General features: G+C 35.1%; 9 protein-coding genes and 1 riboswitch. All 9 genes read left to right on the top strand.

What is annotated here, in order from left to right; genetic code table 11:
• Positions 1–3: 3 nt before the first annotated feature.
• A complete protein-coding gene (locus AC4FQ3_RS07680; protein WP_491181478.1) occupies positions 4–585 on the top strand; it encodes a precorrin-2 dehydrogenase/sirohydrochlorin ferrochelatase family protein in 582 nt (193 codons plus the stop codon).
• 97 nt (positions 586–682) lie between these two features.
• Complete coding sequence (locus AC4FQ3_RS07675) at positions 683–1,735, top strand: NAD(P)/FAD-dependent oxidoreductase (protein ID WP_042566166.1); 1,053 nt, start codon at positions 683–685, stop codon at positions 1,733–1,735.
• Positions 1,736–2,139: 404 nt separating this feature from the next.
• A riboswitch (SAM riboswitch) is annotated at positions 2,140–2,254 on the top strand.
• A gap of 330 nt (positions 2,255–2,584) precedes the next feature.
• Positions 2,585–3,589, top strand: coding sequence for a homocysteine S-methyltransferase family protein (locus AC4FQ3_RS07670; protein ID WP_491181477.1), 1,005 nt, complete (start codon positions 2,585–2,587; stop codon positions 3,587–3,589).
• Positions 3,590–4,161: 572 nt separating this feature from the next.
• Positions 4,162–6,837: a methionine synthase gene (gene metH, locus AC4FQ3_RS07665; RefSeq protein ID WP_491181476.1), complete on the top strand. Its 2,676-nt coding sequence runs from the start codon at positions 4,162–4,164 to the stop codon at positions 6,835–6,837.
• Positions 6,838–6,918: 81 nt separating this feature from the next.
• The gene (metF, locus tag AC4FQ3_RS07660; protein ID WP_073394913.1) at positions 6,919–7,875 is read left to right on the top strand and encodes a methylenetetrahydrofolate reductase [NAD(P)H]; all 957 of its coding nucleotides are present in this window, start codon (positions 6,919–6,921) and stop codon (positions 7,873–7,875) included.
• Positions 7,876–7,983: 108 nt separating this feature from the next.
• Positions 7,984–8,637 carry a class I SAM-dependent methyltransferase gene (locus tag AC4FQ3_RS07655; protein WP_491181475.1) on the top strand — a complete coding sequence of 218 codons (654 nt, stop codon included), beginning with the start codon at positions 7,984–7,986 and terminating at the stop codon, positions 8,635–8,637.
• A 102-nt stretch (positions 8,638–8,739) separates the two neighbouring features.
• Positions 8,740–9,963 (top strand): dicarboxylate/amino acid:cation symporter, encoded by a 1,224-nt coding sequence (locus AC4FQ3_RS07650; protein WP_491181474.1) that lies wholly within the window; start codon positions 8,740–8,742, stop codon positions 9,961–9,963.
• Between the two features lie 35 nt (positions 9,964–9,998).
• Positions 9,999–11,402, top strand: a complete 1,404-nt coding sequence (locus AC4FQ3_RS07645; protein WP_491181473.1) for a pyridoxal phosphate-dependent decarboxylase family protein — start codon at positions 9,999–10,001, stop codon at positions 11,400–11,402.
• A gap of 296 nt (positions 11,403–11,698) precedes the next feature.
• A complete protein-coding gene (locus AC4FQ3_RS07640; protein WP_491181472.1) occupies positions 11,699–14,065 on the top strand; it encodes a TonB-dependent receptor in 2,367 nt (788 codons plus the stop codon).
• The last annotated feature ends 4 nt before the right edge of the window (positions 14,066–14,069 follow it).

The following is a 14,069-nucleotide window of genomic DNA, read 5'->3' as shown; positions in this document are numbered from 1 at the left end:
GAAATGGAACAAAACGAATTATATCCAATATTCCTAAAACTTCACAATCTGAATGTTTTGATTGTGGGCGGAGGAAATGTGGGACTGGAAAAATTGTCTTTTTTATTAAAGTCAAGTCCAAATGCAAATGTTGAGGTCGTAGCGCCGGATTTTCATTTAGAAATTAAAGTTTTAGCAGAAAGTCATCCTTCGATTAAATTGACGGAAGCTAAGTTCAAAAAGAAAATGCTCAAAAAACGCCATATGGTAATCGCTTGTACTGATGATTTAGAAGTCAACAAAAGAGTATATGATTTATCCAGAAAGCGTTATTTGATTTGCAATATTGCCGATACACCAGATTTGTGTGATTATTATTTAGGCGGAATCGTAACGAAAGGAAACGTAAAAATTGCTATTTCGACCAACGGAAAATCGCCAACAACCGCTAAAAGGTTAAGAGAGTTTTTTGAAGAGGTAATTCCGGAAGATATCAACCAAATGGTAGAAAATCTTAATGAATATCGCAAAACCTTAAAAGGCGACTTTGAAGAAAAGGTAAAAAGAATGAATGAAATAACCAATTCATTAAAAAATAAAGAATAGAAAATTGCGCAAAGAAATCAATGACAAAAATCATTGGCAGTAGAATAAATTATTCGTTTCTTTGTATTATTAAGAATGATTATAAACAACAACCATAATGATTAAAACAGATATACTTATAATTGGAGCAGGACCAACAGGTTTATTTGCCGTTTTTGAGGCAGGATTATTAAAATTAAAATGTCATATTTTAGATGCTTTGCCACAAGCAGGAGGACAACTTTCAGAATTGTATCCAAAAAAGCCTATTTATGATATTCCTGGTTTCCCTGAAGTTTTAGCAGGAGATTTAATTGATAATTTACAAGAACAAATTAAGCAGTTTGAACCAGGTTATACATTAGGAGAACGCGCAGAAACAATCGAAAAACAAGAAGACGGAAGTTTTATCGTAACCTCAAATAAAGGAACTAAATTTCACGCACCGGTTATCGCCATCGCTGGAGGTTTAGGAAGTTTTGAGCCTCGTAAACCACTTATAGAAGATATCGAGTTTTATGAAGATAAAGGAGTAAAATACTTCATCAAAAATCCGGAGAAATTCAGAGATAAGAGAGTTGTAATTGCCGGAGGAGGAGATTCAGCATTAGACTGGAGTATCTTTTTGGCAAATGTAGCTTCAGAAGTAACTTTAATTCACCGTAGAAATGAGTTTAGAGGAGCTTTAGATTCTGTAGAAAAAGTACAGGAATTAAAAACTTCCGGAAAAATTAAACTAATTACACCAGCAGAAGTTATCGGAATAAATGGCGCTGAGCACGTTGAATCGTTAGATATCGAAGAAAACGGAGCACACCGTAAAATCGAAACAGATTTCTTCATTCCACTTTTCGGATTAACGCCAAAATTAGGACCAATCGCAGACTGGGGATTAGAAATCGAAAAAAATGCCATTAAAGTAAACAATGCATTAGATTACCAAACTAATATTCCGGGAATCTTCGCTATTGGAGACGTAAACACATACCCAGGAAAATTGAAATTGATTCTTTGTGGTTTCCATGAAGCAACTTTAATGTGTCAGGCCGCATACGCAATTATCAATCCGGGTAAAAAATATGTATTAAAATATACAACAGTTTCCGGAGTAGACGGTTTCGACGGAACTCGTAAAGAAGCCCCAAAAGCAGTTGTGAAAGCGATTGTCTAAGGTTCTGAGATACTAAGACACTAAGATTCTAAGATTTTTATATATAAAGCTCAAACTTATGGTTTGGGCTTTTTCGTTTTTAACAAATAAGAATTCGTTTTTTAAACATAGCCAGTGGTTTCAACCACTGGAGCGCATTGCATATCACAATACATATTCATGATGAATAATCGCAATTTGTTCTCACGATGTAAAATTACGATCCGTTTCCCACGGTTGAAACCGTGGGCTATATTTGAAAAACATATGCCAAACTTTAAACTGAGGAGCTCGACATCTTATTGTCTCAACCCCTTAAAAAAAAATCCTTAGAACCTTAGCAACTCAGTCCCTCAGAACCTTAAAAAAAAACTTGCAAGTCGCAAGGCTATTTCATACCTTTGCACTGTTCTTAAAATTATTGAAAGTTATCACGAAAGGCGGAGGGAAAGACCCAATGAAACCTTAGCAACCCTTTATCATAAAGAAGGTGCTACATTCTACTTAATACGAATTCATTGTATTTAAGATAGATAACACAAAATACATAAAGTATTTTCCAAAACTCTTCCTGACAACCATACAATATTATTTTACTGAATTCAGTATTATGAGCGAATCATTGACGCATTTTTTGCTGTCATTAGTTCCCGCTGTACACAATATCTTTTTATTCTGAACCCCAGAATAAAAAGGATATTTGCTTCCATCGGGGCTAGCTAGCTTACAATAGTGATTTTTTGGAATTAATGTGAAGCAAAATATCGATTTAAACCTGACGGGTTTTTAAAACCCGTCAGGTTTATTAAATGTCAGAAATATAATTAAATAAAAAGCTTGGCGCCTTAGCGTCTTTGCGGCAAATAAGTCATGGCAATAACAATTCAGGAAGCAATTAAAAAAAATATCCTAATCCTTGATGGAGCAATGGGAACGATGTTGCAACGCTATAATTTCTCCGAAGAAGATTTTCGTGGAGAGCGTTTCAAAGATTTTCCACATCCGTTAAAAGGAAACAACGATTTACTATCCATAACACAACCACAAGCGATCCGCGATGTTCACGCCGCTTATTTTGAAGCTGGCGCTGACATCGTAGAAACCAATACTTTTTCAGGAACTACAATCGGTATGGCCGATTATTTCCTGGAAGATTTGGTCTATGAATTAAATTACGAATCGGCTAAAATTGCCAGAGAAGTAGCCGATGAATTCACCGCTAAAAATCCGGAGAAACCACGTTTTGTTGCCGGATCCATCGGACCAACAAACAGAACGGCAAGTATGTCGCCAGATGTAAACGATCCGGGTTACAGAGCCGTAACTTTTGATGATTTGCGTATTGCTTACAAACAACAAGTCGAAGCTTTAATGGATGGAGGATGCGATTTACTTTTGGTAGAAACTATTTTCGACACCTTAAATGCTAAAGCAGCACTTTTTGCAATCGAAGAAGTAAAAGACGAACGCAATTTGGATATTCCAATCATGGTTTCGGGAACGATTACCGATGCTTCAGGAAGAACACTTTCCGGGCAAACGGTTGAAGCGTTCTTAATTTCAGTATCACATATTCCGTTATTGAGTGTTGGTTTTAATTGTGCTCTTGGAGCCGATTTGTTGAAACCGTATTTAAAAACATTATCTCAGCATACACAGTTCAACGTTTCGGCACATCCAAATGCAGGTTTACCAAACGCGTTCGGACAATATGATGAAACACCAGAACAAACTCAGGCGCTAATCAAAGAATATTTAGATGATAATTTAATTAATATTATCGGTGGTTGTTGTGGAACAACTCCGGATCATATTCGATTAATTGCTGAAGTAGCGAAGGGTTATAAGCCGAGAGTGGCGCCTGTTTTGGCCTAATGTTTACGTTTCCTACAAGGTTTTCAAAACCTTGTAGGTATAAATTTGTTGGCGAGTAAATGGCAAACCTACAAGGTTTTGGAAACCTTGCAGGTTAAAGGAAGCTAAAGGTTTTGTCGGAACAATATGTTTTTAAAAATGTGGAATATCGGGATGAGATTGCTTCGTTCCTCGCAAAGACAAGTAAGCCGAAGAAATAAAAGTTCCGGAGGAACGAAATATTGGTAGCAACGGAATTTATTCCGTTGAAAATGATAAAGATTCACAACAAAAGTTCCGTAGGAACGACATATATAGGTTCAAAGATTTGAAAACGATTATTGAAAACGTGAAAAAACATAAATATCTTATGAAACCAAGTTTGCGTGAGGGATAGAAGTGGATAGCCCACAGCCTGACGAAGGAAGTGTGAGGACTAGAAACGAATAGCCTGACCCGGAGGGACACGCCCAAAATAAGATTATTAAAAAACGAAATATACCTACAAGGTTTCGAAAACCTTGCAGGAAAGAAAACAAAGAATAAAAAACTTAGAACCTAAGCATCTTAGGACCTTAGTAACTTAAAAAGAAATGGCAGAAAAAAGAAGAGACCTTGTATTAGCAGGATTAGAACCGTTAATTATTACGCCCGAAAGTGTTTTTGTAAACGTTGGGGAACGTACGAATGTAACCGGTTCACGAAAATTCCTTCGCTTGATCAAGGAAGAGAAATATGACGAGGCGCTTGATATTGCAAGACAACAAGTAGAAGGTGGAGCACAAATCATCGATATTAATATGGATGAAGGAATGCTTGATGGTGTTCAGGCAATGACTAAATTTTTGAATTTAATTGCATCAGAACCGGATATTTCGAGAGTGCCGATTATGATCGACAGTTCGAAATGGGAAATCATCGAAGCGGGTCTAAAAGTAGTACAAGGAAAAAGTGTTGTAAATTCCATTTCATTGAAAGAAGGTGAAGAAGCCTTTATTCATCATGCCAAATTAATCAAACGTTACGGAGCGGCTGCGATTATTATGGCTTTTGACGAAGTAGGTCAGGCCGATAATTTTGATCGAAGAGTCGAAATCTGCCAGCGTTCGTATGATATTTTGGTTAACAAAGTTGGTTTTCCTCCACAGGATATTATTTTCGATTTAAACATTTTTCCCGTTGCAACCGGAATGGAAGAACATCGCCTGAATGCTTTGGACTTTTTTAGAGGTACAAAATGGGTTCGTGATAACTTGCCACACGCACATATTAGTGGTGGAGTAAGTAACGTTTCGTTCTCTTTTAGAGGAAACGATCACGTTCGTGAAGCGATGCATTCGGTGTTTTTATACCACGCGATCAAGAACGGAATGACGATGGGAATCGTGAATCCGGAGATGCTTTCGATTTACGATGATATTCCGAAAGATTTGTTAGAGCACGTTGAAGACGTAATTTTAAATAGACGCGATGACGCGACAGAACGACTTTTAGATTTTGCGGAGAACGTAAAAGGCGAAGTAAAAAGTGATGAAAAAGCGATTCAGGAATGGCGTTTAGGAACGGTTCAGGAAAGAATTACGCATTCATTGGTTAAAGGAGTTGATGCTTTTATTGAAGAAGATGTTGAAGAAGCCCGTTTGGCTGCAACAAAACCAATTGAAGTTATCGAAATCAATTTGATGACGGGAATGAATGTCGTAGGAGATTTATTCGGAAGCGGAAAAATGTTCTTGCCTCAGGTAGTAAAATCGGCACGTGTAATGAAAAAAGCGGTTGCATATTTATTGCCCTATATTGAAGCTAGTAAACAAGCCGGAGACAAACAAGGAAACGGGAAAATATTGATGGCAACCGTAAAAGGTGACGTTCACGATATTGGTAAAAACATTGTTTCGGTAGTTTTGGCTTGTAACAATTATGAGATTGTAGATCTTGGTGTTATGGTGCCTCCGGAAAAAATTATTGCGGCCGCGATTGAACATAATGTTGACATTATTGGTTTAAGCGGATTAATTACACCTTCGCTTGACGAAATGGTCTATCTGGCCAAAGAACTTGACAAACAAGATATTAAAATCCCGATTATGATTGGTGGAGCTACCACTTCGCGTGCGCATACTGCCGTGAAAATCGCTCCGCAATATAGAGAAACTGTAATTCACGTAAACGATGCTTCGCGCGCCGTGACAGTTGCAGGAAACCTGTTAGATCATAACCGAAAAATATATGCAAGCGATATTCGTGCAGAATACGATTCGTTTAGAGAAACGTTTTTAAATCGTTCAAGAGATAAAAACTTCTTGAGTATTGAAGATGCCCGTAAAAATAAAATGCAATTAGATTGGAGTGAATACACGCCGACAAAACCAAAATTTATTGGAAAACAAACCGTCGAGGTTGAACTAGATGTTTTGGTTCCGTATATCGACTGGACGCCGTTTTTTCAAACTTGGGAATTGCACGGAAAATATCCTGCGATTTTAACGGATGAGGTTGTGGGTAAAGAAGCAACTTCTCTTTTTGCAGATGCTAAGGCGATGCTTAAAGTGATTTTGGCTGAGAAAAAACTACAAGCAAAAGGTATTTACGGAATTTTTCCTGCGAATCAGGTTGATGATGACGATATCGAATTGCGTGATGAAAACGGAAAATTTTTAGAGAAATTCTTAACGCTTCGTCAGCAATCACAAAAAACAAAAGGCGCACCGAATATTGCATTGTCTGATTTTATTCTGCCAAAAGAAAGCGGAATAGAGGATTATATGGGAGCTTTTTGTGTGACAACCGGTTTTGGTGTAGATGAATGGGCCGCGGAATTTGAGAAAGATTTGGATGATTATAATTCGATTATGGTTAAAGCGCTTGCAGACCGTTTTGCTGAGGCTTTTGCCGAATATCTTCACGAAAAAGTTCGTAAAGATTTCTGGGGTTATGATAGAGAAGAATCTTTAACAAACGAAGAATTAATTAAAGAAAATTATAAAGGAATTCGTCCGGCGCCAGGATATCCGGCTTGTCCTGATCACCTGGAAAAACCAACGATTTGGAAACTCTTAAATGTAGCCGAAGAAATTGGAGTTACGTTAACGGAAAGCATGGCGATGTGGCCGGCTTCCTCTGTTTCAGGATATTATTTCGGAAACCCGAAAAGCAGGTATTTCGGACTCGGAAAAATAAAAGAAGATCAGGTGGTTGATTACGCCAAACGACGTAGCGTGCCAACAGATTACGCAATGAAATGGTTAAACCCTAATATAGCAGATTAAGAAAAAGTTTCAAGTTTCAGGTTTCAGGTTCGCACGTAACTTGAAACTTGAAACTTAAAAAACTTGAAACAAAAAACAAGAATGAAAGTAACAGAACATATAGAAAACGCCAAAGGAAATACATTATTCTCATTTGAACTTATTCCGCCTCAAAAGGGGAAAAGCATTCAGGAATTATACGATAATATCGATCCGTTGATGGAGTTTAAACCGCCATTTATTGATGTAACAACTTCACGTGAAGAATACATTTATATTGATAAAGGCAACGGACTTTTAGATAAAAAATTGACTCGTATGCGTCCGGGAACGCTTGGAATTTGCGCTTCTATAAAACATAAATACAATGTAGATACTGTACCGCACTTGCTTTGTGGCGGATTTACACAGGAAGAAACAGAATACATGTTGGTTGATTGTCAGTATTTAGGAATCAACAATGTAATGGCACTTCGTGGGGATGCCATGAAAGATGAACAATCTTTTGTGCCAAAAGTTGGTGGTAATAGTTTTGCTATTGATTTGGTAAGACAAATCAACGATTTAAATTGCGGAAAATATCTGCATGAAGTTATGGATGCCGACAATAAAGCTGATTTTTGTATTGGAGTTGCAGGATATCCTGAGAAACATTTAGAATCTCCTTCGTTACAATCAGATTTAAAAAGACTGAAAGAAAAAGTAGATGCAGGAGCAGATTATGTGGTGACGCAGATGTTTTTTGACAATGCTAAATATTTTACTTTTGTAGAAAAAGCGAGAGAAATGGGGATCACAATTCCTATTATTCCGGGAATTAAACCAATTGCTGTTCAAAGACATTTACAAATTTTACCCCAGATTTTCAGAATTGATTTACCGGAAGATTTAATCGATGCTGTTGATAAATGCAAAAACAATGCAGAAATAAAACAAGTAGGAATCGAGTGGGCAATTCAGCAATCGTTAGAATTAAAAGCTGCCGGAGTTCCTGTTTTACATTATTATTCAATGGGAAAATCTGAGAATATTCGCCAAATCGCGAGTCAGATTTTTTAATATTTAAATACAATGCTGTAATCTTTATCAAAGTTCAAAACTTTGACAAAGATATTGCTAGCTTGGAATTTGGGAGTTAAAGTTTGGAATTTTTTAAATTTAAACATTATGGAAAAAGAAGAATTACAAGCGATAGCTTCTCAACTAAAACATCCAAAGGGAGAAAAAGGAATTGAAATGGCGAACATGATGAATGAAACCAACATCAATATGACACGCCATTCAATTCAAAATCTAAATATATCCAAAGAAAATAAAATTCTGGAATTAGGCCACGGAAATGCGGGACATGTAGAATTTTTATTAGAACAAGCAGAAAACTTAAAATATTGCGGACTAGAAATGTCTGAATTAATGTTTCAGGAAGCACGTCAGATAAACAGGAATTTTGTCTCTCAAAAGCAGGCTTTCTTTTCGCTTTATGATGGAAATACAATTCCGTTTGAAGAGGATTCTTTCGATAAAATATTTACTGTAAATACTATTTATTTTTGGCAGGAACCAGAAAAATTACTTCTGGAAATTTACAGGGTTCTGAGACCAAATGGAAATTTCTGCCTAACATTTGCTGAAGAAGACTTCATGAAGAAACTTCCCTTTACTCAATTTGAATTTGAACTCTACAGCACCGAAAAAGCACAGCAATTAATAAAGAAAACACCTTTTAAAATTGTTTATACAGAAACTCAAACAGAGAAAGTAAAAAGTAAAACAGGAGAATTGGTTGACAGAGCATTTACTACATTGGTTTTAGAAAAATAACAAAAAGTTAGAATAATAATTTTCGAACTCTTTTTTTGAGTACTTTAATTGATTTTTTTATTGCAAGTTTCTATTTCTGAATTCTAAATACTTTTTATAATTATGGAAGTTAAAAAAATCAATTTTCTCAAAAGTTACAGTAGTATTCTGTTGCTTCTTGGAGGTATTATTCTGGGAAGTATTTTAGGCCTTTTTTTTGGTAAAGATGTCATGGTTATAAAACCGCTTGGCGATATCTTTTTAAACTTACTTTTTACTGCAATTATTCCGTTAATATTTTTCACGATTGCTTCTTCTATTGCTAATTTAGAAAGAACAGAAAAGTTAGGAAAGCTTTTCATTATTATGATTGCTGTATTTTTAGCCACAGTTCTAATTTCGGCAATAGTTATGATTGCAGCAGTTTATGTTTTTCCTATCCACCAAAATATTATAATTTCTAAAGTTCCTATTGAAAATATTGAGTCGGTAAGTATTGGCGAACAAATTGCACAATTACTTACGGTAAATGATTTCTTCGAATTATTGTCAAGAAAAAGTATGCTGGCGCTTATTATTTTTTCGTTTTTAATTGGATTCGCCAGTTTGCAATCCGGAGAAAAAGGAAGCAGTTTCAGAAGTTTTCTGGATTCAGGAAATGAAGTTATGAAACAATTACTGAATATGATTATGAAATTGGCACCAATAGGTTTGGGCGCTTATTTTGCTTATCAGGTTGGCGTTTTCGGACCGCAATTATTTGGTGTTTATGCCAAACCGTTAGGGATTTATTATGGTGCTTGTATATTCTATTTCTTTGTGTTTTTTAGTTTGTATGCTTTTGTTGCAGGAGGTAAAAGAGCATTTAAAGTATTTTGGAGTAACAATATTACGCCTGCTTTAACAGCTGTAGGAACTTGCAGCAGTATTGCTACAATTCCCGCAAATCTCGAAGCGGCAGAAAGAATGAATATTCCAAATCATGTAAAAAACTTAGTTATTCCACTTGGTGCGCCTTTGCATAAAGATGGTTCCAGTATGTCATCTATCTTAAAAATAACAGTTCTTTTTGCCATGTTTGGAAAAGATTTTACCGAACCTTCAACCATACTTTTAGCCTTAGGAATTACTGTAATTGTTTCTATTGTAGAAGGCGGAATCCCGAATGGCGGATATATTGGAGAAGTCTTAGCAATTACTGTTTACGGATTGCCAATGGAGCAAGCGTTGCCTGTAGCTATGATTTTAGGAACTTTAGTAGATCCAATTGCTACTTTATTAAATGTTAATGGCGATTTAATTTGTTCGATGATGATTTCGCGGTTCTCCGAAAAAACCAAATGGTAAAAAATTATTATTTATAACGATTTCAAAATAAAATAATGAATTCAGTATTACAACACGATTTAAACGATTTCGAAAATATTTTAGAAAAAGCAAAAAAACAAGGAATAGATTTCTTAAATGATCTGGAAAATATTCCAACTTCTAATAAAAACTCAATTGATTATACCAGAGAATTAAACGAATTAGGCTTAGGCTCTTTGAGTGCGCTGAAAGAATTTAATGAACGATTGGCTCCTTTGATGGTTGCTTCTCCGGGGCCACGGTATTGGGGTTTTGTTACCGGAGGATCAACACCGGCTTCTATTGTGGGCGATTGGCTGGCTACAGTTTATGACCAAAATACGCAGGCCATAAAAGCACAAGGCGGTGCTTCGGCATTAATTGAATTTGAAACTATCAATTTATTATTGCAATTATTTGAGTTACCTGATTCTTTTTTAGGCGGATTTGTAACTGGAGCCACGATGTCAAATTTCACCAGTTTGGGAGTTGCGAGACAATGGTTTGGGAAACAATTTGGGAAAGATTTTGCCAAAAACGGAATTTCAGAACCAATTACTATTTTGACTGCAACACCACATTCTTCGTCAATAAAATCATTGGCAATGTTAGGAATTGGAAGTAATAATTACACGACAATTAAAACAATTGAAGGCAATCGTGAAGCTATTGATATTGTTGATTTAGAAAAAAATATTGAAAGCTTAAACGGAAAACCTTTTATACTAATTTCAAGTGCAGGAACGGTTAATACGGCCGATTTTGACGATTTTCTGGCCATTTCAAAACTAAAAGAAAAATACAATTTCTGGTGGCATATTGATGCCGCTTTTGGTGGGTTTGCCGCAGTTTCAGATAAATTTAAACACTTGGTTGAAGGCTGGGAAGGAGCAGACAGTATTACAATTGATTGCCATAAATGGTTGAATGTTCCTTATGAAAGTGCTTTTTATTTGGTTAAAAAAGAACATACAAGTTTACAAATAGAAACATTTCAAAATTCGAATGCGCCTTATTTAGGAAATCCGTTGGAGAATTTTAATTATCTGAATGTATTGCCTGAAAATTCAAGACGTTTAAGAGCTTTGCCGGTTTGGTTTTCATTATTGGCGTACGGAAAGGAAGGGTTTTGTGATATTGTAGAAAACAGTGCTTCAATGGCTTTGCATTTTGGGAATCAGCTTATCGAAGATGAAAATTTTGAACTATTGGCGCCAATTCGTCTTAATAATGTTTGTTTTACTTTAAAAGGAGATCACAATCAGGAAAAAGTTTCTCCATTTCTGACTGAACTTAATGATCGCGGCAAGGTTTTTATGACACCCACGGTTTATCGCAACAGAAAAGGAATCAGAGCTTCATTTGTAAATTGGCGAACTACAGAAAATGACATTAAAACCGTAATTGAAGAAATGAAAGCCGTTTTTTTAGAAATATAACAAAATCATAAGTATTTATTAAAAGTCCTGTTTATCCATAAACAGGACTTTTTTTGTGAATTTTTGTAAGTTTTTTAATAAAATGTTTTTATCTTTTTTTAACCCTTTTGATTATTTTTTAAGCAATTATTAAGACTAAATTAAGTTAATCTTAATAATTGAGTCTTTTTTTTTGAGAAAAAACAGTTTAAAAGTTAATTACAATCCTTATTTAGAATAATTAAATATAATTTGGAAAAACCCATTGGAGAAGTTAATTTTGTGCCAAATTTTAACTGTCATTCAAATTTTAAATAATGCAAATAAAAAGATTGTTAATCTTGATGCTGGTTTTGCTGGCTTCAATTCAGGGTTTTTCGCAAAGTAGTAAAGTAAATTTAACCGGCGTCATTTTAACAGATAGTGGTCAGCCTGCTGAAGGTGTTTCTGTAGCATTAAAAGGAACAGCTTATTCAACATTAACAAATGAAAAAGGGGAATATGAACTAAGTGCCGAACCGGGCAATTATGTTTTATCCGTTACCTATGTTGGATACAAATCAAAACAAACAAAAATTAATCTGCAATCTAATCAAACTGCACCAAGCATTAGTATAGAAGAAGATATGGCAGCTTTGGATGAGGTTCAGGTTACAGGGAAATCTAAAGTAGAACGAGTTCGAGAGCAACCTTTTAATATTACAGCTGTCGATTTAAAAATGATTCATAATACTTCTGCTGATTTAAATCAGGTTCTAAACAGAACAACGGGAGTTCGTGTTAGAGAGACCGGAGGAATGGGATCTGATTTTAACTTTTCATTGAATGGATTTTCAGGAAATCAGGTTAAGTTTTTCATGGATGGTATTCCAATTGATAGTTATGGATCTTCATTTACCCTAAATAATATTCCGGTTAATTTGGCAGAACGCATTGAGGTTTATAAAGGTGTTGTACCAGTAGAATTAGGAAGTGATGCTCTAGGAGGTGCTGTAAACATAGTTACAAATCAATCGGTAAAGCGTTATGTTGATGCATCATACAGTTTTGGCTCTTTTAATACACACAAGTTAGCTGTTAATACTCGCTTTAGTGGTAAAAAAGGCCTTGTTGCTAATATAAATGCTTTTGGTAATTATTCAGACAACAGCTACAAAGTAGATGTTAGTGTAGCCGATAAGAATGGAAATTTTGGTCCTGTACAAGCCTACAAACATTTTCATGATGGTTACAAATCAGGAGCAATTATTGGAGAAATTGGAGTAAAAGATAAGAAATATGCTGATTATCTTGTTTTGGGGATGATGATGTCTGCTAACAAAAAGGAAATACAAACCGGAGCAACTATGCAAAATGTTGTTGGTGATGCTTTTAAAGACAGTAAAGCTTTTGTTCCTACTCTTAAATATAAGAAAGACAGTCTTTTTACTAAGAATTTGTCTGTAAATTTTATTGCTTCATATAATATGGTTAATAGCCGTTCTGTGGATACTTCTTCTTACAGGTATAAATGGGATGGAAGCCGTACTTACAATGTATTAAGTAATAGCGGAGAGATCTCCCGTGAAAAAACTATTTATGTTTTTGATGATAATTCCTTTCAAGCCAACACTAATTTCAAATATGACTTGAATGATATACAATATTTTGCTTTTAATTATTCTGTTAATAATTTGAAACGTAAAGAAGAAGAACAATTTAGGGCAGACGCACCTAAGCCTGGTTCGCCTACTTTGGATAAAAATATTTTAGGCTTATCTTATAATCTGGCTGCGTTTGATAGAAAATTATCTTTTATAGCATTTGGCAAAAAGTACTTTTTAAAAAGCAGAATGATTGATGTCGTAGATGATTACGCAGATGAAAAGCAATATGTTGTCTATAATAATTCTTTTGATGATTGGGGCTATGGAACAGCATTAGCTTATTTTCTGACTAGTGAAATACAATTAAAAGCATCTTATGAACATGCTTTTCGTCTCCCAACCGCTGAAGAAATGTTAGGAGATGGTATTACTATCTTACCTGCAATAGAATTAGTTCCTGAGGAGAGTGATAATTTTAATGCAGGATTTAGTTACAAGAAATCTTATTCTGTACATTCATTTGGCTTTCAAGGAAATTTCATTTACAGAAATGCAAAGAACTTTATACGAAGTAAACCAGAGGGAGCTTTGGCTATTTATTCAAATTTGGCAGATGTGAGAGTTACAGGTTTTGATGGTTCATTACACTATGGATACAAAAACTGGTTAACCTTTGAAGTAAATGCAACGCAGCAAAAAACAATTAACGAAGGTAATTTTGATCCGCCATGGACAAATATCAAGAACGATTATAAAGGCAGTCAAATTGAGAATGTTCCAATCTTTTACGGTAATGCCAATTTGGGGTTCAATTTTAAAAATATTAGAACTTCTGACGATAACCTAAGCGTTAATTTATTTGCAAATTACGTAGGTGAATACTATTTGAAATCAACAAAAAATGGCGACCCAAGTACCAGAAGAACAATACCGGAACAATTTACTCAAAGTATTGCTACCGCTTATGTTTTTGGAAAAGGGAAGTATAATGTAGGTTTAGAATGCAACAATATTACAAATGCAAAAGTATATGACTATTTTATGATACAAAAACCAGGGAGGTCATTTACTGTTAAATTCAGATATTTTATAAACTAATTAA

It is taken from the genome of Flavobacterium sp. AK-345, assembly GCF_058310175.1.
This window is presented reverse-complemented; position numbering and strand designations above follow the sequence as displayed.